The organism is Streptomyces griseus subsp. griseus, assembly GCF_003610995.1.
In the GTDB taxonomy this organism is placed as follows: Bacteria; Actinomycetota; Actinomycetes; order Streptomycetales; family Streptomycetaceae; genus Streptomyces.
On sequence record NZ_CP032543.1, the window covers coordinates 2,679,923 to 2,700,198 of the forward strand.

Below are 20,276 nucleotides of genomic sequence, written 5' to 3' on the forward strand. Positions count from 1 at the left end.
TCCGCGCCGCACCGGCCCGTGGCACGATGGCTGGCAACCTGCCGCCCCGATGAGCGGACAGGACGGTGAAGGAGCGAGAATGAACGACTCTCCGGGCTGGGCGACGCCCGGATCTGCCCCCTCCGACGGCCAGGAGGCGGCCATCCCCCGCCCCTCCGAGCCCCAGGACGCAGGCGCGCCGACGGGACAGTGGTCCTCCGAACAGCCGCCCCCCGGGCAGTGGTCCCCGCCGAGCAACCCCGCCGGCGGCCCGGGCGCACGCCCGCCCGCCCCCGGCTGGGGCGGCGGTCCGCAACGACCGGCCTGGGGCACCAAGCCTGCGGCGGCGAAGCCCGGCGTCATCCCGCTGCGCCCCCTGGGCGTCGGGGAAATCCTCGACGGCTCCGTCTCGGCTCTGCGCGCCCACTGGCGTACCGCACTCGGCTTCAGCCTCGCGGTCTCCGTGGTCATCCAGGTCGCCACCATCCTCATGCAGCGCTACCTCCTGCCCGAGCCGACCAACGTCGACCCGAACGCCACCGGCACCGAGGCCCTTCGTCAGGCCTCCGAATCCGCTCGGACGACCCTGTTCTCCCTCGCCCCGGTCTCTCTCCTCGCGATGTTCGCCACGCTCTTCACCGCGTCGATCGTCACCGTGGTGATCAGCCGCTCGGTGCTGGGCCGCCCCGTCACGCTCTCCGACGCCTGGGCCGAAGCCCGCCCGCGGATCCTCCCTCTGGTCGGCCTGACCCTGCTGGTGACCGTGATCACCGCCACGATCATGACCGTCGGTATCGGCCCCGGCCTGCTGATGGGATCCGAGGCCGGTGCGGCCCTGGCGTTCCTCGGCTTCGCCGCCGCTTGCGTCGTCATCCTCTGGCTGCAGGTCAGCTTCGCCCTCGCCGCCCCCGCCCTGATGCTGGAGCGGCAGAGCGTCGTCTCCGCGCTGCGCAGGTCGGCGAAGCTGGTCCGGGGTGCCTGGTGGCGCACCTTCGGCATCCTCGCGCTGACCTACGTGCTCGTCTTCCTGCTGAGTTTCCTCGTCTCCATCCCCTTCGGCCTCATCGGCATGCTCGCCGACGGAATCGACGTCAGCGAGTTCCTCGAGAGCGGCGCCCCCTCCTTCGGCTGGCCCTTCCTGATCATCACGGGCATCGGCGAAGTGGTCGTCTCCACACTGCTCTACCCCTTCGCCGCAGGCGTGATGGCACTGCTCTACGTCGACCAGCGCATCCGCCGCGAGGCACTCGACCTCGACCTCGCACGGGCCGCGGGCCTCCCCGGCCACGACACCGACACCTCTCGGAGCTGATGCGGTGCTGGGGGCGGGGGGCACCACAGCGGCGCGGCAGGTCACCGGCGCGGGAGACATACCCGTGGACACTCCACGTGTCCCCGCCCGGGAGGCGGCCGAGACCGAGCTGTCCAAGCCGATGTACCACGAGAACGATCCCAACCTCTTCGAGCGCGGCCTGAACCGCTTCTGGGACTGGGTCGCCGGCGTGTTCGACGCCGCCGCGAACGCCGCCCCCGGCGGCCCGGCCGGACTCGTCGTCCTGATCCTCATCGTCATCGGCCTCGCCGCCGCCCTCTGGTGGCGGCTCGGCACCCCGCAACGCGCTTCCCTGCCCACGGACGCCCTCTTCGAGAGCGACGGCCCCCGCAGCGCCGCCCAGCATCGCGCTGCGGCCGACGCGCACGCCGCCGCTCTCCGCTGGACCGAAGCCGTCCAGGAACGCATGCGCGCCATCGTCCGGTCACTGGAGGAACGCGCCCTGCTGGACCCCCGCCCCGGCCGCACGGCGGACGAAGCGGCGGCGGAAGCAGGCCGCACCCTGCCCGGCCAAGCCGCCCGGCTGCGCTCCGCCGCCCGCGACTTCGACGACGTCACATACGGCGGCCGCACAGCGGACCGACCCACATATCTGGCCCTGCGCGCCCTGGACACCGAACTCGACGAGGCAAAGCCCGTGCTGCCCGGGACCTCCCGAGGAGCCACCGGATGACCACGGCCACCGCCCCCTCCCCCACCTCCACCGCGCCCACTCCCCACCAGGTCTGGAAGCGCGCCCGAGGGCTGCTGATCGCCCTGCTCATCCTCGTGATCGCCGGCATCACGTTCGCCGCCGTCCGCTCCAGCACCGACTACGGGCACCTCGACCCCCGATCCGCCGACCCGAAGGGCAGCCGCGCCGCGGCCGAACTCCTCAAGGCACGCGGGATATCCGTCACCGTCGCCACGACCCTCGACGAGGCCACCACCGCGGCGGGACCCGGCACCACACTCCTGGTCGCCGGCCCCAATCTCCTCACCCCCACGCAACAGCGCCGGCTCCACGAGGCGACCATCGCCGCCAACGGCCGCACCGTCCTGATCGCCCCGGGCCCGGCAACCGCATCCCGCCTGGCACCCGGCGTACGCACCGAACCCCACCGCCCGGTGACCCCCCTCTCCCCGTCCTGCACCTTCCCCGCCGCCCGCAGCGCCGGCACAGCGGACCTGGGCGGCATGCGCTACACGGCACCGAGCACCACCGCCACCGCCTGCTATCCCAGCGACGGAACCCCCACTCTGCTGATCCTCAAGGACCGCGGCGACGGCGACACCGTCCTTCTCGGCTCCCCCGACGTCCTCCACAACGAGCGTCTCGACCACCGGGGCAACGCCTCGCTCGCCCTGCAACTCCTCGGCTCGCGTCCCCATCTCGTCTGGTACCTCCCCTCTCTGGCCGATCCCTCCGCCACCAGCGATGACGGCTCTCCCGACGACAACGACAACAACAGCGGCGGCAACGGCGGGGAGGCTTCGGGCGACGAGAGCAGCTTCCTCGACCTGGTCCCCTCCGGCTGGCTCTGGGGAACGCTCCAGCTCACCGTCGCCGCCGTCCTCGCCGCGATCTGGCGAGGCCGCCGCCTCGGCCCCCTGGTCGTGGAACGGCTGCCGGTCCCCATCCGCGCATCGGAGTCCGCCGAGGGCCGCGCCGGCCTCTACCGCAAGGCCAACGCCCGTGACCGGGCAGCCGAATCACTGCGGGCCGTCGCCCGAACCCGCATCGCCCGCCTTGCCGGCGTAACCGCCCGCGAGGCACACACCTCCGCCGTTCTCCTCCCTGCGGTCTCCACCCGTACCACCACCACGGGCGACGAACTGAGCACCCTGCTCTTCGGCCCACCTCCCGCCAACGATGCGGCCCTTGTCCTGCTGGCCGAGCACCTCGACGCCCTCGAAAGAGAGGTACGCACTTCATGAGCGCCCCGACCCCCGAGCCGGTCGAACCCGCAGCGGTCCCCGCGACCCCCGCGGCTCCGGAGCCCGCCGACGGCGCCCGCGCGTCCTTGGAAGCACTCCGCTCCGAGATCGCCAAGGCCGTGGTCGGCCAGGACCCGGCTGTCACCGGACTGGTCGTCGCCCTGCTCTGCCGCGGACACGTACTCCTGGAGGGCGTCCCCGGCGTCGCCAAGACCCTGCTGGTCCGAGCCCTCGCCGCATCTCTCGAACTCGACACCAAGCGCGTCCAGTTCACCCCCGATCTCATGCCGAGCGATGTGACGGGTTCACTCGTCTATGACGCCCGCACCGCCGAGTTCTCCTTCCAGCCCGGCCCCGTCTTCACCAACCTGCTACTCGCCGACGAGATCAACCGCACCCCTCCCAAGACACAGGCCTCCCTCCTGGAAGCGATGGAGGAACGTCAGGTCACCGTCGACGGCACCCCCCGCCCCCTGCCGGACCCCTTCCTCGTCGCCGCCACCCAGAACCCCGTCGAATACGAGGGCACCTACCCACTCCCGGAAGCCCAACTGGACCGCTTCCTGCTCAAGCTGACGGTGCCTCTGCCTTCTCGGCAGGACGAGATCAACGTCCTCACCCGGCACGCCGACGGCTTCAACCCCCGCGACCTCAAGGCAGCGGGCATACGGCCCGTCGCAGGACCCGCCGACCTGGAGGCGGCCCGCTCAGCCGTCGCCAAGACCACGGTCTCCCCCGAGATCGCCGGCTATGTGGTGGATATCTGTCGTGCCACACGCGAATCCCCCTCGCTCGCCCTCGGCGTCTCTCCCCGAGGCGCCACCGCACTGCTCTCGACCGCACGCGCCTGGGCCTGGCTCACCGGCCGGGACTACGTCACCCCGGACGACGTGAAGGCCTTGGCGCTCCCCACACTCCGTCATCGCATCCACCTGCGGCCCGAGGCGGAGATGGAGGGAGTCACCCCCGACTCCGTCATCACCTCGGTGCTCGCCCACGTCCCCGTACCCCGATGAGGCGGTGACCATGGCCCTCACCGGACGTACCGCACTGCTGGCCGCGCTGGGGTCACTCCCCGTAGGCATCCTCGCTCCGAGCTGGACCGGGCTGCTCGCGGTCAACGCACCGCTCTCACTAGCGATTTTGTGCGACTATGCCCTGGCAGCGCCAGTGCGAACGCTTCGATTCACCCGATCCGGTGATACATCAGTTCGACTTGGTGACGCGGCGGAAGTTCAACTCACCGTGACCAACAGCTCGCGACGACGCCTGAGGGCCCAGCTCCGCGACGCCTGGCCGCCGAGCAGCTGGCCCGCCGGCACCGAACAGGCCTCGTCCCGGCACACGGTGACGATCCCTCCCGGTGAACAGCGTCGCCTCGCCACCGTTCTACGCCCGACCCGCCGTGGCGACCGCCAGGCGGAGCGCATCACGGTCCGCTCGTACGGCCCGCTCGGGCTGGCCGCCCGCCAGGGCTACCACCGCGTCCCGTGGACCGTACGGGTACTGCCCCCGTTCACCAGCCGGAAGCACCTGCCCTCCCGGCTCGCCCGGCTCCGCGAACTCGACGGCCGTACCAGCGTCCTGACGCGGGGGGAGGGCACCGAGTTCGACAGCCTGCGGGCGTACGTACCAGGAGACGACACCCGCTCCATCGACTGGCGGGCAACAGCACGTCAGTCAGCCGTCGCCGTCCGGACATGGCGCCCCGAGCGCGACCGGCACATCCTGATCGTCCTGGACACCGGACGCACCTCCGCAGGCCGGGTGGGCGACGTCCCACGCCTTGATGCGGCCATGGACGCCACCCTTCTCCTCACCGCGCTCGCGACGCGTGCCGGCGACCGCGTGGCCCTCCTCGCCTACGACCGCCGCGTACGAGCCCGGGTACAGGGCCGAACCACCACAGGCGACGTCCTGGCCACGGTGGTCAACACCCTCGCCTCACTGGAACCCGAGCTCGTCGAGACGGACGCCAGAGGGCTCAGCACCACCGCTCTCTCGGACGCTCCCCGTGGTTCATTGATCGTTCTGCTGACCTCCCTGGAGGCCGCCCCCATCGAGGAGGGGCTCCTCCCGCTGCTGCCTCAGCTGACCCAGCGCCACACAGTTCTGCTGGCAGCTGTCTCCGATCCGCGGATCGAGGAGATGGCGAAGGGTCGGGGAACAGTGGACGCGGTGTACGGGGCCGCCGCCGGTACCCAGGCCCAGACCGAACGCCGCAGCACGGCGGAGAAACTCCATCGCCACGGCGTCGTAGTCGTGGACGCCACCCCGGACAACCTCGCGCCGGCGCTCGCCGACGCCTATCTGGCGCTGAAGTCGGCAGGCCGTCTCTGAGGCTTCTCAGCCCCGGAATTGTCTCCTGGTGAGTGATGCACGAGCGACATGCATCACCCACCAGGAGAGGATTCCGAGGTCCTGGACACACTCAGATGGGTCCGGAACGCAGGAAAGCCCCGCACCACAAGGGTGCGGGGCTTTCCCGGAAAAATTGTTCGGCGGCGTCCTACTCTCCCACAGGGTCCCCCCTGCAGTACCATCGGCGCTGAAAGGCTTAGCTTCCGGGTTCGGAATGTAACCGGGCGTTTCCCTAACGCAATGACCACCGAAACACTATGAAATTAGAACACCGGACAAAAACACGGCCGTTCGTTATTTCAGAACTAACACAGTGGACGCGAGCAACTGAGGACAAGCCCTCGGCCTATTAGTACCAGTCAGCTCCACCCCTTACAGGGCTTCCACATCTGGCCTATCAACCCAGTCGTCTACTGGGAGCCTTAACCCTTCAAGAGGGTGGGAATACTCATCTCGAAGCAGGCTTCCCGCTTAGATGCTTTCAGCGGTTATCCTTTCCGAACGTAGCCAACCAGCCATGCCCTTGGCAGGACAACTGGCACACCAGAGGTTCGTCCGTCCCGGTCCTCTCGTACTAGGGACAGCCCTTCTCAATATTCCTACGCGCACAGCGGATAGGGACCGAACTGTCTCACGACGTTCTAAACCCAGCTCGCGTACCGCTTTAATGGGCGAACAGCCCAACCCTTGGGACCGACTCCAGCCCCAGGATGCGACGAGCCGACATCGAGGTGCCAAACCATCCCGTCGATATGGACTCTTGGGGAAGATCAGCCTGTTATCCCCGGGGTACCTTTTATCCGTTGAGCGACAGCGCTTCCACAAGCCACTGCCGGATCACTAGTCCCGACTTTCGTCCCTGCTCGACCCGTCGGTCTCACAGTCAAGCTCCCTTGTGCACTTACACTCAACACCTGATTGCCAACCAGGCTGAGGGAACCTTTGGGCGCCTCCGTTACTCTTTAGGAGGCAACCGCCCCAGTTAAACTACCCATCAGACACTGTCCCTGATCCGGATCACGGACCCAGGTTAGACATCCAGCACGACCAGAGTGGTATTTCAACGACGACTCCACAACCACTGGCGTGGCCGCTTCAAAGTCTCCCACCTATCCTACACAAGCCGAACCGAACACCAATATCAAACTATAGTAAAGGTCCCGGGGTCTTTCCGTCCTGCTGCGCGAAACGAGCATCTTTACTCGTAGTGCAATTTCACCGGGCCTATGGTTGAGACAGTCGAGAAGTCGTTACGCCATTCGTGCAGGTCGGAACTTACCCGACAAGGAATTTCGCTACCTTAGGATGGTTATAGTTACCACCGCCGTTTACTGGCGCTTAAGTTCTCAGCTTCGCACACCCGAAAGTGCACTAACCGGTCCCCTTAACGTTCCAGCACCGGGCAGGCGTCAGTCCGTATACATCGCCTTACGGCTTCGCACGGACCTGTGTTTTTAGTAAACAGTCGCTTCTCGCTGGTCTCTGCGGCCACCCCCAGCTCAAGCAGCACGTGCTATCACCAGGAATGGCCCCCCTTCTCCCGAAGTTACGGGGGCATTTTGCCGAGTTCCTTAACCATAGTTCACCCGAACGCCTCGGTATTCTCTACCTGACCACCTGAGTCGGTTTAGGGTACGGGCCGCCATGAAACTCGCTAGAGGCTTTTCTCGACAGCATAGGATCATCCACTTCACCACAATCGGCTCGGCATCAGGTCTCAGACATCATGCACGACGGATTTACCTACCGTGCGTCCTACACCCTTACCCCGGGACAACCACCGCCCGGGCTGGACTACCTTCCTGCGTCACCCCATCGCTTACCTACTACAAGTCTGGTTCATCGGCTCCACCACTACCCTCAACTCCGAAGAGATCGGGCCGGCTTCACGGACTTAGCATCGCCTGATTCAGTACTGGGCGTTTCAAAGCGGGTACCGGAATATCAACCGGTTGTCCATCGACTACGCCTGTCGGCCTCGCCTTAGGTCCCGACTTACCCTGGGCAGATCAGCTTGACCCAGGAACCCTTAGTCAATCGGCGCACACGTTTCTCACGTGTGTATCGCTACTCATGCCTGCATTCTCACTCGTGAACCGTCCACAACTCGCTTCCGCGGCTGCTTCACCCGGCACACGACGCTCCCCTACCCATCCCAGCCCCCGTTGGGGTACATGCTGGAATGACACGACTTCGGCGGTACGCTTGAGCCCCGCTACATTGTCGGCGCGGAATCACTTGACCAGTGAGCTATTACGCACTCTTTCAAGGGTGGCTGCTTCTAAGCCAACCTCCTGGTTGTCTCTGCGACTCCACATCCTTTCCCACTTAGCGTACGCTTAGGGGCCTTAGTCGATGCTCTGGGCTGTTTCCCTCTCGACCATGGAGCTTATCCCCCACAGTCTCACTGCCGCGCTCTCACTTACCGGCATTCGGAGTTTGGCTAAGGTCAGTAACCCGGTAGGGCCCATCGCCTATCCAGTGCTCTACCTCCGGCAAGAAACACACGACGCTGCACCTAAATGCATTTCGGGGAGAACCAGCTATCACGGAGTTTGATTGGCCTTTCACCCCTAACCACAGGTCATCCCCCAGGTTTTCAACCCTGGTGGGTTCGGTCCTCCACGAAGTCTTACCTCCGCTTCAACCTGCCCATGGCTAGATCACTCCGCTTCGGGTCTAGAGCGTGCAACTCAAACGCCCTATTCGGACTCGCTTTCGCTACGGCTTCCCCACACGGGTTAACCTCGCTACACACCGCTAACTCGCAGGCTCATTCTTCAAAAGGCACGCAGTCACGACTGACAGCACAAGTGCTGCCAGCGACGCTCCCACGGCTTGTAGGCACACGGTTTCAGGTACTATTTCACTCCGCTCCCGCGGTACTTTTCACCATTCCCTCACGGTACTATCCGCTATCGGTCACCAGGGAATATTTAGGCTTAGCGGGTGGTCCCGCCAGATTCACACGGGATTTCTCGGGCCCCGTGCTACTTGGGTGTCTCTCAAACGAGCCGTTGATGTTTCAGCTACGGGGGTCTTACCCTCTACGCCGGACCTTTCGCATGTCCTTCGCCTACACCAACGGTTTCTGACTCGTCTCACAGCCGGCAGACTATGAAAGAGAGATCCCACAACCCCGTAAGCGCAACCCCTGCCGGGTATCACACGCATACGGTTTGGCCTCATCCAGTTTCGCTCGCCACTACTCCCGGAATCACGGTTGTTTTCTCTTCCTGAGGGTACTGAGATGTTTCACTTCCCCTCGTTCCCTCCACACTGCCTATGTGTTCAGCAGCGGGTGACAGCCCATGACGACTGCCGGGTTTCCCCATTCGGAAACCCCCGGATCAAAGCTTGGTTGACAGCTCCCCGGGGACTATCGTGGCCTCCCACGTCCTTCATCGGTTCCTGGTGCCAAGGCATCCACCGTGCGCCCTTAAAAACTTGGCCACAGATGCTCGCGTCCACTGTGCAGTTCTCAAACAACGACCAGCCACCCACCACCCCGTCCTTGCGGACGAGTTCACCGGGGCCGGAAAGAAGGCAGCCATCACGGCCATACCTTCAGACACCCAACAGCGTGCCCGACCCGACGATCCGTTCACCACGTTCCACGCCGAAGCAGTACTAGTGACCAACAAACCATCGTGCCGAATAGTCAACGTTCCACCCATGAGCAACCAGCACCGAACACTCGCCGGTGTACTGGCCTCTGACCAAACCAGGTTTGGTAAGAAGTGCTCCTTAGAAAGGAGGTGATCCAGCCGCACCTTCCGGTACGGCTACCTTGTTACGACTTCGTCCCAATCGCCAGTCCCACCTTCGACAGCTCCCTCCCACAAGGGGTTGGGCCACCGGCTTCGGGTGTTACCGACTTTCGTGACGTGACGGGCGGTGTGTACAAGGCCCGGGAACGTATTCACCGCAGCAATGCTGATCTGCGATTACTAGCAACTCCGACTTCATGGGGTCGAGTTGCAGACCCCAATCCGAACTGAGACCGGCTTTTTGAGATTCGCTCCGCCTCGCGGCATCGCAGCTCATTGTACCGGCCATTGTAGCACGTGTGCAGCCCAAGACATAAGGGGCATGATGACTTGACGTCGTCCCCACCTTCCTCCGAGTTGACCCCGGCAGTCTCCTGTGAGTCCCCATCACCCCGAAGGGCATGCTGGCAACACAGAACAAGGGTTGCGCTCGTTGCGGGACTTAACCCAACATCTCACGACACGAGCTGACGACAGCCATGCACCACCTGTATACCGACCACAAGGGGGGCACCATCTCTGATGCTTTCCGGTATATGTCAAGCCTTGGTAAGGTTCTTCGCGTTGCGTCGAATTAAGCCACATGCTCCGCTGCTTGTGCGGGCCCCCGTCAATTCCTTTGAGTTTTAGCCTTGCGGCCGTACTCCCCAGGCGGGGAACTTAATGCGTTAGCTGCGGCACCGACGACGTGGAATGTCGCCAACACCTAGTTCCCAACGTTTACGGCGTGGACTACCAGGGTATCTAATCCTGTTCGCTCCCCACGCTTTCGCTCCTCAGCGTCAGTAATGGCCCAGAGATCCGCCTTCGCCACCGGTGTTCCTCCTGATATCTGCGCATTTCACCGCTACACCAGGAATTCCGATCTCCCCTACCACACTCTAGCTAGCCCGTATCGAATGCAGACCCGGGGTTAAGCCCCGGGCTTTCACATCCGACGTGACAAGCCGCCTACGAGCTCTTTACGCCCAATAATTCCGGACAACGCTTGCGCCCTACGTATTACCGCGGCTGCTGGCACGTAGTTAGCCGGCGCTTCTTCTGCAGGTACCGTCACTTTCGCTTCTTCCCTGCTGAAAGAGGTTTACAACCCGAAGGCCGTCATCCCTCACGCGGCGTCGCTGCATCAGGCTTTCGCCCATTGTGCAATATTCCCCACTGCTGCCTCCCGTAGGAGTCTGGGCCGTGTCTCAGTCCCAGTGTGGCCGGTCGCCCTCTCAGGCCGGCTACCCGTCGTCGCCTTGGTAGGCCATTACCCCACCAACAAGCTGATAGGCCGCGGGCTCATCCTTCACCGCCGGAGCTTTTAACCCCGTCCCATGCAGGACAGAGTGTTATCCGGTATTAGACCCCGTTTCCAGGGCTTGTCCCAGAGTGAAGGGCAGATTGCCCACGTGTTACTCACCCGTTCGCCACTAATCCACCCCGAAAGGCTTCATCGTTCGACTTGCATGTGTTAAGCACGCCGCCAGCGTTCGTCCTGAGCCAGGATCAAACTCTCCGTGAATGTTTACCCGTAATCGGGTGCACACACACGAGAGCGGAACAACCGGTCGGAATAAGACCCGTTGTTCACAGCGTCCTCGCTGTGTAATCGCCTACCGTCACCGAAGTGAGCCGGCAGGACTTTCAAAGGAACCACCAACCTGCCGAAGCAGGCCGGGGTATCAACATATCTGGCGTTGACTTTTGGCACGCTGTTGAGTTCTCAAGGAACGGACGCTTCCTTCGGTCCCGTATCACCGGGGCCCTCCGGGCGCTTCCCTTCGTGTTTCTTTGTCTTGCTGTCCTGCGTTTCCGACTCTATCAGACTCTTTCGTGTCCGATTCCCGGTCGAAGCGGGTCAAGCGGGGTGCTTTCCAGGTTCTTCGCTTTCGCGTTTTCCCTTTCCGGCGGCTCCGACTTTACCAGACTCTTTTTCGTTCCGTTTCCGGTCCGAATTCGATTTCCGGTGGCCTGTGGAGGGCCTTGCCTTTCGGCGGATTCGACTTTATCAGAAGTGCGTCGACCGAATGAACGGCCTGCGATTCGAGATAAGGGGAATCGTTGGCTCTGCGGGATACGTGAACGTCCCGGCAACGAGCGAGATGGAGACTATGCGCTTCACTCGAACCTGTCTAGTCCGAGGCAACCGTTTGAATCTACCTCCCCACATCTACCGTGTCAACGGTTTTTGAGGGCGAAGAGGAGACTAGCAGCTCAGCAGGGGCGAACGCACACCGGTGGTCAGGCGGCGGAGGGAAGCTCGGCGCTTCGTTCGACCACTGTGAGGTCGCCGGTGTCGCCGGCCTGGACCGCGCGGCGGCCCAGGATGTAGACGTACGCGAGAAAGGCCAGTTCAGCGGCGATGCCGATGGTGATCCTGGCCCAGGTCGGAAGGCCCGAGGGAGTCACGAAGCCTTCGATCAGGCCGGAGACGAACAGGACCAGGGCCAGGCCGATGGCCATGCCCAGTGCGGCGCGGCCCTGTTGGGCGAGGGCGGTTCGGCGGGAGAGGGGGCCGGGGTCGATCACCGTCCAGCCGAGGCGCAGCCCCGTACCGGCGGCTACGAACACCGCCGTCAGTTCGAGCAGGCCGTGCGGGAGGACCAGGCCGAGGAAGACGTCCAGGCGGCCCGCCGAGGACATCAGGCCTATGCCGACGCCGAGGTTGAGCATGTTGAGGAAGAGGATCCAGATCACCGGCAGGCAGAGGAACGCGCCCAGGACCAGGCACATCGCGGCGGCCTGCGCGTTGTTCGTCCATACCTGTGCGGCGAAGGACGCGGCCGGGTGGCTGGAGTAGTAGGTCTCGTACTCCCCGCCCGGCCGGGTCATGGCCCGGAGGTCCTCCGGGGCGGCTATCGCCGCCTGGACCTCGGGGTGGGTACCGATCCACCAGCCCAGGAGTGCGGCCACCACCGTGGAGAGGATCGCCGTGGGTACCCACCAGTGTCGTGAGCGGTAGACCGCGGCGGGAAAACCCGCGGTGAGGAAGCGGGCCGCGTCGCGCCAGGAGGACTTGCGGGTGCCCGTGACCGTGGCCCGGGCGCGGGCCACGAGCTGGGTGAGGCGCGCGGTGAGCAGTGGGTCGGGAGTGGTCGACCGGATCAGCGAGAGGTGGGTGGCCGTGCGCTGGTAAAGGACTACGAGCTCGTCCGCCTCCGCGCCCGTCAGGCGGCGCCCCCGGCGCAGGAGATGGTCGAGGCGGTCCCACTCCGTGCGGTGGGCGGTGACGAAGACGTCGAGGTCCATGGGCGGCTGTTGCTCCAGGCATGGGTGCGTACGGGGCCGTATTACTGCGGCGCGCTGCGGGTCAGCTTGGCAGACTGGGTCCGGCCAGGGGCAGTGAAGGTCGGGGAAGAGCGGGGGCGCGATGAGCGAGTTGGTGACCGGGGACGCGGTTGCCCTGGAGCTGAGGCCGGCGAGGCTGCCGAGCCGGGCACTGGCGGCGGCGATCGATCTGGCGGTGGTCTTCTGCGTCTTCATCCTGGTCTCGGTCGTGGTGGGGATCGCCTCCGTCGCCCTGGACGAAGCCGCCGCCGCGGCCGTCGCGGTCGCCATGTTCCTGCTGGTGCTGATCGGGGGGCCGATAGCGGTGGAGACGCTGAGCCACGGCCGCTCCCTCGGGAAGCTGGCCTGCGGTCTGCGTGTGGTGCGGGACGACGGCGGACCGATCCGGTTCCGGCACGCGCTCGTGCGGGGGGCGATGGGGGCTGTGGAGATCCTGATGACGTTCGGGGCCGTGGCCTGTATCGCGTCGCTGGTGTCGGCACGGGGGCGGCGGCTCGGTGATGTCTTCGCGGGGACGCTGGTCATCCGGGAGCGCGTGGCGGCCAAGCGGTCGGTCGCCGTGCCGCCGCCTCCGCCGTGGCTGGTCGGCCGGTTCTCGCAGCTGGATCTGTCCGCCGTGCCGGACGAACTGTGGCTCGCGGTACGGCAGTACCTGACGCGCATGCACCAGCTGGATCCCGGCGTCGGCGGCTCGATCGCCGGGCGGCTGGCAGACGAGTTGGTGGCACGTACGGGGATCGCTCCGCCGCAGGGGGTGCCGGCGGCCGCGTTCCTGGCCGCGGTGGTGCACGAGCGGCAGGCCCGGGATGCCCGGCGGGTGTTCACGGGGGTCCGGGAAGCCTCCTCCGCTCCACCGGTGCCTGGGGGTGGGCCTGCCGGACCGGCTGCGCCTGCTGCTGGGGCGCCTCTGCCCGCTGCGCCTGCTGGGCCTGGCGGCGCCGGGGGCCGTGTGCCTGACGGTGGTGGAGGTTCTGGGGCGGAGGTGCAGAAAGGGGCGGGTGCGTCCTCTGCGGGGTTCGCTCCGCCCGGTTAGCCGGCGGGCGGGGACGGAGGTGTCTCCAGGTGCTCCAGCTCGATGCCCGGTGCTGCGAGGACGACGTCGCCGGCCAGATGAACCGTGTGCCGGTCCCCCGTATCCAGGGCGCTGACCTGGTATTCGTCCACGATCAGGGGGCCGTTGTCAGTGGCGTGCGCTTCACTGTTCACCAGAGCCCAGGACTGGTCGCTGGTACGCGGCGCGAGGACCGGGTCCGTGAAGGTGACCACGCGGACGCGGGTCTCGGGGGAATCGGGGGTGAGGCGCAGAAGTCGGGTCAGGGCGACGAGGAACGCGGGGGATGTTCCGGAGAAGGCATGGGCGCGGACGTTGCCTTCGGTGGCGTGCGTGCCGGTGGGGTCGGTACGGACCCACGTGACGCCTTCCAGGGCGGCTCCCCGTACCTGCCAGCTCGCGGCGTGGAGTTCGAGACGGATCGGCCGGCCGAGTTCGTCCAGGGCCAGGTCGACGGAGCCGAGGTGGTCGCCCGACGGGGATGTGGTCTGGGAGACGTAGCGCCAGCCGGAGGGGCCGGGGGCGCAGTGGAAGTGTTCTTCGCCGAGGGGGGTGTGATCGTGGAGATCGTGGAGCGAATACCTGCCGCGGGGCATGGGGTCCTTCGGGTTCCTCGGGCTGTGCGGGGTCGGTGACCGGGCATTGACGAGACAGGCCCCGACACGGGGGTGCGGGGGCCTGTCTCGTCAGCTGCCGGCCACTGACCGCTGCTGCTTGCTACGTGCTGCGTGGTGCTGCTGAGGGCCGGTGCCGTGCGGCGTCCGGGAGGAGGTGGTGCAGGTCTCCCGGCCGCCGACGGTGCCGGATCAGTAGCGGTAGTGGTCGGGCTTGTACGGGCCGTCGACCTCTACGCCGATGTACGCCGCCTGCTCGGGGCGGAGCGTCGTCAGCTTGACGCCGAGGGCGTCGAGGTGGAGGCGGGCGACCTTCTCGTCCAGGTGCTTGGGCAGCACGTAGACGTCGGTCGGGTACTCCTCGGGCTTCGTGTAGAGCTCGATCTGCGCCAGGGTCTGGTCGGCGAAGGAGTTCGACATCACGAAGGACGGGTGGCCGGTCGCGTTGCCGAGGTTCAGCAGGCGGCCCTCGGAGAGCACGATGAGGACCTTGCCGTCGGAGAACTTCCAGGTGTGGACCTGGGGCTTGACCTCGTCCTTGACGATCCCGTCGATGGCGGCCAGGCCGGCCATGTCGATCTCGTTGTCGAAGTGGCCGATGTTCCCGACGATGGCCTGGTGCTTCATCTTGGCCATGTCCGAGGCCATGATGATGTCCTTGTTGCCCGTCGTGGTGATGAAGATGTCGGCCTGCTCCACCACGTCGTCGAGGGTGGCGACCTGGTAGCCGTCCATCGCGGCCTGGAGCGCGCAGATCGGGTCGATCTCCGTGATGATCACGCGGGCGCCCTGGCCCCGGAGGGACTCCGCGCAGCCCTTGCCCACGTCGCCGTAGCCGCAGACGACGGCGGTCTTGCCACCGATCAGGACGTCGGTGGCGCGGTTGATGCCGTCGATCAGGGAGTGGCGGCAGCCGTACTTGTTGTCGAACTTCGACTTGGTGACCGCGTCGTTCACATTGATCGCGGGGAACAGGAGGGTGCCGTCACGGTGCATCTCGTAGAGGCGGTGGACACCCGTGGTTGTCTCCTCGGTGACACCGCGGATCTCGGACGCCAGCTGGGTCCACTTCTGCGGGGCCTCGCCGAGGGTGCGGTTCAGCAGGGTGAGGATGTGGGCGTACTCCTCGCTGTCCGCCGTCGACGGGTCCGGGGCCGCTCCGGCCTTCTCGAACTCGACGCCCTTGTGGACGAGGAGGGTGGCGTCGCCACCGTCGTCGAGGATCATGTTCGGGCCGCCGGTGGGGGTGTTCGGCCAGGTCAGCGCCTGCTCCGTGCACCACCAGTACTCCTCCAGCGTCTCGCCCTTCCAGGCGAAGACGGGGACGCCCGCGGGGGCCTCCGGGGTGCCGTTCGGGCCGACGGCGATGGCCGCGGCGGCGTGGTCCTGGGTGGAGAAGATGTTGCAGGAGGCCCAGCGGACCTCGGCACCGAGGGCCACGAGGGTCTCGATGAGGACGGCGGTCTGCACCGTCATGTGCAGCGAGCCGGTGATGCGCGCACCGGCCAGCGGCTGGGCGGCGGCGTACTCCTTGCGGATCGACATCAGGCCGGGCATCTCGTGCTCGGCGAGAGTGATCTCCTTGCGGCCGAAGGCTGCGAGAGAAAGGTCGGCGACCTTGAAGTCATGGCGGTTGGTGACCGTGGTCATAACGGGGCTGCTCCTCGTGATGGGTCGAGGTGGGCTGTCTGGGCTGACTCTGCGGCGACGACGGACATACGAATGCCCGAGCGCGTTCGCAGTGCAGTCCGTCGGAGGCCCTCTGTCCCTCGCCCGGCTCGCGTCCGCGGACCGGTCGACCGCCATCAGCAGCGACGTCTGTTCCGTATCCGAATCTACACCGAACGGCCCAGTGACCCCCAGCCCGTTCGTGGAGCAGGGCGTGTGTGAGGGGTCACCGGGCCGATCGGGGCCGGTGTGCGGTGGGTCAGTGGCCGAGACCCTTCGGGGCCCCCGGATCCTTCGGGGCCGGGGTGCCGGAACCGTCCGGGGCCGGGGTGCCGGCGGGCTTGCCGGGGTTGGTGCCGGTCGCCGCGGCCTCGGCATTGAAGATGTCCGGCTCCAGATAGATGACCCGGGCGATCGGGACGGCCTCGCGGATCCGGTTCTCTGCGGCGTTGATCGCGTTGGCGACCTCGGCCGCGGTGTCGTCGTGCTGGACAGCGATCTTGGCGGCGACCAGCAGTTCCTCCGGGCCGAGGTGGAGCGTACGCATGTGGATGATGCCGGTGACGGTGTCGCCGTCCACCACCGCGGCCTTGATCTTCTCGACCTCTTCGATCCCGGCGGACTCGCCGAGCAGGAGGGACTTCGTCTCGGCGGCCAGGATGATCGCGATGACGATCAGCAGGACGCCGATGCAGAGGGTGCCGATGCCGTCCCAGACGCCGTTGCCGGTGGCGAGGGCGAGACCGACACCGCCGAGCGCGAGGACCAGGCCGACGAGGGCGCCGAGGTCCTCCAGGAGGACGACCGGGAGTTCGGGCGCCTTGGAGCGGCGGACGAACTCGGTCCAGGAGCGGTCGCCGCGCGTCTGGTTGGACTCCTTGATCGCCGTACGGAAGGAGAAGAGCTCGGCGATGATCGCGAAGACCAGGACCCCGACCGGCCAGTACCAGGCCGTGATCTCGTGCGGGTCCTTGATCTTCTCGTAGCCCTCGTAGACCGCGAACATGCCACCGACCGAGAAGAGGACGATGGAGACGAGGAACGCGTAGATGTAGCGCTCGCGCCCATAGCCGAACGGGTGCTGCGGGGTGGCTTCGCGCTTGGCCTTCTTGCCGCCGAGCAGCAGAAGGCCCTGATTGCCCGAGTCGGCGAGCGAGTGGACGCTCTCCGCGAGCATCGACGAGGAACCGCTGAAAAGAAACGCTACGAATTTGGCCACGGCGATCGAGAGATTGGCGGCAAGTGCCGCCACGATCGCCTTGGTTCCCCCGGACGCGCTCATGAGTGCGTGGTGTCCCTTCCTCGGTGTGCGGCTGGTGGTGCCGCGCTGCGGCGGCACATTGTTGCAGCCTCGGAGAGGGACGCTGTGTCAGGCCGCCACCGTGGCACGGAAGAGTGTGCCCCCTCCGGTGGCTTCCACCGCCTCGGCGGCCGGTACGTAGACGGACTGCCCAGGGGTCAGGTCGAGTTCGCCGACCCGTACCGTGCCGGCGGTGCAGAGGAGGATCTGCGGGGTGGGGGCGGTGAGTTCGGCGGGCGCGGCCCCGGGCGCGAGGGTGTAGCGGGAGAGGGCGAACTCGGCGACGGGGGTCTCGTACCGCTCTTCACCGGAGGGCGACGCCTCCGGGCGCAGCACGCCGGGCTCGGTGGCCTCGAAGCGGACGATGCGCAGGAGTTCGGGGACGTCGATGTGCTTGGGGGTGAGGCCGCAGCGCAGGACGTTGTCCGAGTTGGCCATGATCTCGACGCCGAGGCCGTCGAGATAGGCGTGCGGGACACCGGCGCCGAGGAACAGGGCCTCACCGGGCTGGAGTTGGACGTAGTTCAGCAGCATCGCGGCGAGGACGCCGGGGTCGCCGGGGTAGTGGTGGGCGATGCGGGCGTACGGGGCGTGGGGCCGCCGAGGCGCTCGCAGGCGGCCGCCGCCTCTGCCACGGTGCCGGCCATCTCCGCCGGGTCCGCGCCGAGGATCGCCGTGAGCACCTCGCGGAGGGCGGCCTCCTCGGGGTGGGCGCGGAGGAGGTCGACGTACGGCTTCAGGGAGTCGACGCCGAGGGCCTCCATCGCGTCGGCCGCCTCGGTGGGCCTGCGGAAGCCGCAGAGGCCGTCGAAGGGGGTGAGGGCGCAGATGAGTTCGGGCTTGTGGTTGGCGTCCTTGTACGTGCGGTGGGGGGCGTCGATCGGGACGCCCCGGGCCTCCTCGTCCTCGTACCCCTTGCGGGCCTGGTCCAGGTCGGGGTGGACCTGGAGGGAGAGGGGGGCGCCGGCCGCGAGCAGCTTGAGGAGGAAGGGGAGGCGGGGGCCGAACCTGGCGACGGTGGCCGCTCCGAGTTCGCCTTCGGGGTCGGCGGCGATGATGTCGGTGAGGGGGAGTTCCGCGGGGGCCGGGCCCTCCGTGGGGCGGGTTGCGCGGGAGGGGGCTCCTGGGTGGGCGCCCATCCACATCTCTGCCTGCGGTTCGCCGGTGGGGGCGGTGCCCAGCAGGGCGGGGATGGCCGTGGTGGAGCCCCAGGCGTAGGGGCGCACGGTGTTGGACAGCCGGTCCATGGAGTCGTCCTCGCTGATGGGTTGTGCGGCGTGTGGTGCTTCTTGCTTACGTGGCCCTTGATGCCAGAGCCACGTAAACAGCGGCGAAATCCGTGATGGCCAGCAGTTCTGCCAGGGCCTCCAGCTCGCTGCCCTCGTCAGGTTCCAGTTCGCTGAGGGGGGTGTCGTGGCCAAGCGCCAGTTCCCTGGCCGCGGGATAGGCGCTCAGGCCTCCCGTGGGGCGGTCCCGCAGCAGAACGACCCTGGCCCTGAGGGTCTCGCCCTCGTCGACCCGGTCGCGGAAGAAGTCGTCCGGGTCCGCGCCGGCCGCGAAGTCCCCCGCGAGGAGGGTGCCGTGCGCGGGCAGCGCCTCGGGGAGTTCGGCGGCGAGGGCGGGGCGGCCCGCGAGCTCGGAGAGTACGGCGGCGAAGCGGCGGCCGACCGGGCCTGCGGCCTCGCCCTCCGTCCACAGCAGCGGGAGGCTGTCGGCGAGCTCGGCGGCGAGCGTCTTGGCGGGGTTGCTGTACGTGGCGATGGCCGGGCCGCAGCGTTCCGCGGTGCGGTCCAGGCGGTCGGCCACCTTCTGCAGCTCCTCGGCGGGGGCGGCGACCAGGCCGACCCGGTCGAGGAGGGCCAGCAGCGGGGTGAGCAGCGCCCACAGGGTGCCGGGGCCCGCGGCTGAGGTCTCCGCGTCGTACTCGCCGTGCGGGGCGGCCGCCATCGGTACGACCAGGCCGTGCACCCCGTCGACCGCCTCGCGCAGCGGGGAGCGGGTGGGGGCGACGGCGACCACGGTGCAGCCGCGGCGGTACGCCTGCTCGGCGAGGAGGGCGAGGCCGGGCTCGGAGCCGTCGGCGGTCGCGATGAGGAGGAGGTCGACGGAGCCGGCCCAGCCGGGCAGGGTCCAGCGCAGGGCGCCGGGGGCGGGGGCGACGCCGGTCGGGCGGATCCGGGCCACGGGGGCGGCCGCGCCCGCCAGTGCGCCGATCAGGTCGGCGACGCCGGATGCGGCGGTGCCGGGGCCGGCGACGAGGACGGCGCGGGGGCGGCCCTCCGGGTTCAGGCCGCCGATGCCGGCCTCGGCGGCGTGCCGGGCGGCGGTGCGGACCCGGGCGCCTGCCTCGGCGGCGCCGCGGAGCAGGTCGCGGCGGTCGGCCCTGGCCAGGGCTTCCGGGGCGTCGAGCATGGACTCGTCGAGCATGGCGGTGGGCCTCCGATCGCCGGGTGGGGTGCGGGATGCGGGTGCGGGGGTCGGTGGCGGGGAGGCCTTCACCCGGGGGGCGCTGGGTGTCCGGTGCTTGCGCCCTGTCTCCGGTGGGGCCGGTGCCGCGCGGGGATCTGTCCGTACGCGCGTCGCTCGCGGTCAGGCGGGGCGGCGGGCCTCGTCGACGAGCAGGACCGGGATGCCGTCCCGGACGGGGTAGGCCAGGCCGCAGTCGGTGCCGGTGCAGACCAGCTCCGGGCTGTCGGCCGCGGTGCGGTCGTCCAGCGGGGAGTGGCAGGCCGGGCAGGCCAGGATCTCCAGGAGGCCGGCTTCGAGCGGCATGGGGTGGGTCCCTTCGAGCGGTGCGGTTTCTGATTCACGTGGATCAGGCGTCGTCAGCCTACCGCTGGGGGAATGGGGGCGCGGCCCGGCCCGGGGGTGGGGGATGGGGCGGTGGGGCGGGATGGGGTGTGGGGGGCAGTGCGGGTGAGGTGGTGGGGCGCCTGCGGCGGGCCTGTCCCCTACCCGCCCCTTCCCGAAACCGGGGCTGCGCCCCGGAGCCCCCTTTTGTCCTCAAGCG

12 protein-coding genes, 3 rRNA genes and 1 pseudogene are annotated in these 20,276 nt (G+C 67.4%); 6 read left to right on the forward strand and 10 right to left on the reverse strand.

Going from position 1 to position 20,276, the window contains the following annotated elements; translation table 11 throughout:
• Positions 1–79: 79 nt before the first annotated feature.
• From D6270_RS12205 to D6270_RS12225, 5 genes are read left to right on the forward strand one after another with little or no spacing between them, the layout of a single operon-like run.
• Positions 80–1,291: a DUF7847 domain-containing protein gene (locus D6270_RS12205; RefSeq protein WP_109165383.1), complete on the forward strand. Its 1,212-nt coding sequence runs from the start codon at positions 80–82 to the stop codon at positions 1,289–1,291.
• A 4-nt stretch (positions 1,292–1,295) separates the two neighbouring features.
• Positions 1,296–1,985 (forward strand): DUF4129 domain-containing protein, encoded by a 690-nt coding sequence (locus D6270_RS12210; RefSeq protein ID WP_109165382.1) that lies wholly within the window; start codon positions 1,296–1,298, stop codon positions 1,983–1,985.
• Positions 1,982–3,229, forward strand: coding sequence for a DUF4350 domain-containing protein (locus D6270_RS12215; protein WP_109165381.1), 1,248 nt, complete (start codon positions 1,982–1,984; stop codon positions 3,227–3,229). Before D6270_RS12210 ends, D6270_RS12215 begins: the two co-directional genes overlap by 4 nt.
• Positions 3,226–4,245 (forward strand): AAA family ATPase, encoded by a 1,020-nt coding sequence (locus tag D6270_RS12220; protein ID WP_204117129.1) that lies wholly within the window; start codon positions 3,226–3,228, stop codon positions 4,243–4,245. The genes D6270_RS12215 and D6270_RS12220 overlap by 4 nt, the downstream gene beginning before the upstream one ends.
• Before the next feature lie 10 nt (positions 4,246–4,255).
• A complete protein-coding gene (locus tag D6270_RS12225) occupies positions 4,256–5,569 on the forward strand; it encodes a DUF58 domain-containing protein (RefSeq protein WP_109165380.1) in 1,314 nt (437 codons plus the stop codon).
• 156 nt (positions 5,570–5,725) lie between these two features.
• Here the strand turns inward: D6270_RS12225 and rrf are convergent.
• The 4 genes from rrf to D6270_RS12250 form a co-directional block, all read right to left on the reverse strand.
• Positions 5,726–5,842, reverse strand: a 5S ribosomal RNA gene (gene rrf, locus D6270_RS12230).
• 77 nt (positions 5,843–5,919) lie between these two features.
• Positions 5,920–9,043 (reverse strand): 23S ribosomal RNA (locus D6270_RS12235).
• Positions 9,044–9,341: 298 nt separating this feature from the next.
• Positions 9,342–10,867, reverse strand: a 16S ribosomal RNA gene (locus D6270_RS12240).
• The 16S, 23S and 5S rRNA genes sit together here, the layout of an rRNA operon.
• Positions 10,868–11,586: 719 nt before the next feature.
• Positions 11,587–12,594: a stage II sporulation protein M gene (locus D6270_RS12250; protein WP_109165379.1), complete on the reverse strand. Its 1,008-nt coding sequence runs from the start codon at positions 12,592–12,594 to the stop codon at positions 11,587–11,589.
• A 121-nt stretch (positions 12,595–12,715) separates the two neighbouring features.
• Between D6270_RS12250 and D6270_RS12255 the strand changes: the two genes are divergently transcribed.
• Positions 12,716–13,666, forward strand: a complete 951-nt coding sequence (locus D6270_RS12255) for an RDD family protein (protein ID WP_109165378.1) — start codon at positions 12,716–12,718, stop codon at positions 13,664–13,666.
• Here D6270_RS12255 and D6270_RS12260 read toward each other — a convergent pair.
• From D6270_RS12260 to D6270_RS12285, 6 genes and pseudogenes are all read right to left on the reverse strand, one after another.
• Positions 13,663–14,280 (reverse strand): hypothetical protein, encoded by a 618-nt coding sequence (locus D6270_RS12260; protein WP_109165377.1) that lies wholly within the window; start codon positions 14,278–14,280, stop codon positions 13,663–13,665. The genes D6270_RS12255 and D6270_RS12260 overlap by 4 nt on opposite strands.
• A 210-nt stretch (positions 14,281–14,490) precedes the next feature.
• Positions 14,491–15,948, reverse strand: coding sequence for an adenosylhomocysteinase (gene ahcY / locus D6270_RS12265; protein WP_109165376.1), 1,458 nt, complete (start codon positions 15,946–15,948; stop codon positions 14,491–14,493).
• A gap of 277 nt (positions 15,949–16,225) precedes the next feature.
• The gene (locus D6270_RS12270) at positions 16,226–17,248 is read right to left on the reverse strand and encodes a cation diffusion facilitator family transporter (RefSeq protein ID WP_109165375.1); all 1,023 of its coding nucleotides are present in this window, start codon (positions 17,246–17,248) and stop codon (positions 16,226–16,228) included.
• 87 nt (positions 17,249–17,335) lie between these two features.
• Positions 17,336–18,513: pseudogene (manA, locus tag D6270_RS12275) on the reverse strand (mannose-6-phosphate isomerase, class I).
• Positions 18,514–18,559: 46 nt separating this feature from the next.
• Positions 18,560–19,693: an SIS domain-containing protein gene (locus D6270_RS12280; RefSeq protein WP_109165373.1), complete on the reverse strand. Its 1,134-nt coding sequence runs from the start codon at positions 19,691–19,693 to the stop codon at positions 18,560–18,562.
• Positions 19,694–19,855: 162 nt separating this feature from the next.
• The gene (locus D6270_RS12285) at positions 19,856–20,038 is read right to left on the reverse strand and encodes a Trm112 family protein (protein ID WP_018492918.1); all 183 of its coding nucleotides are present in this window, start codon (positions 20,036–20,038) and stop codon (positions 19,856–19,858) included.
• Positions 20,039–20,276 lie beyond the last annotated feature (238 nt).

What these genes read in the sequence shown, in the direction of transcription:
- D6270_RS12205 (WP_109165383.1), top strand. Translation starts at nt 80, where the DNA reads ATGAACGACTCTCCGGGCTGGGCGACGCCCGGATCTGCCCCCTCCGAC.
- D6270_RS12215 (WP_109165381.1), top strand. Translation starts at nt 1,982, where the DNA reads ATGACCACGGCCACCGCCCCCTCCCCCACCTCCACCGCGCCCACTCCC.
- D6270_RS12220 (WP_204117129.1), top strand. Translation starts at nt 3,226, where the DNA reads ATGAGCGCCCCGACCCCCGAGCCGGTCGAACCCGCAGCGGTCCCCGCG.
- D6270_RS12225 (WP_109165380.1), top strand. Translation starts at nt 4,256, where the DNA reads ATGGCCCTCACCGGACGTACCGCACTGCTGGCCGCGCTGGGGTCACTC.
- D6270_RS12250 (WP_109165379.1), bottom strand. Translation starts at nt 12,594, where the DNA reads ATGGACCTCGACGTCTTCGTCACCGCCCACCGCACGGAGTGGGACCGC.
- D6270_RS12255 (WP_109165378.1), top strand. Translation starts at nt 12,716, where the DNA reads ATGAGCGAGTTGGTGACCGGGGACGCGGTTGCCCTGGAGCTGAGGCCG.
- D6270_RS12260 (WP_109165377.1), bottom strand. Translation starts at nt 14,280, where the DNA reads ATGCCCCGCGGCAGGTATTCGCTCCACGATCTCCACGATCACACCCCC.
- ahcY (WP_109165376.1), bottom strand. Translation starts at nt 15,948, where the DNA reads ATGACCACGGTCACCAACCGCCATGACTTCAAGGTCGCCGACCTTTCT.
- D6270_RS12270 (WP_109165375.1), bottom strand. Translation starts at nt 17,248, where the DNA reads ATGAGCGCGTCCGGGGGAACCAAGGCGATCGTGGCGGCACTTGCCGCC.
- D6270_RS12280 (WP_109165373.1), bottom strand. Translation starts at nt 19,693, where the DNA reads ATGCTCGACGAGTCCATGCTCGACGCCCCGGAAGCCCTGGCCAGGGCC.
- D6270_RS12285 (WP_018492918.1), bottom strand. Translation starts at nt 20,038, where the DNA reads ATGCCGCTCGAAGCCGGCCTCCTGGAGATCCTGGCCTGCCCGGCCTGC.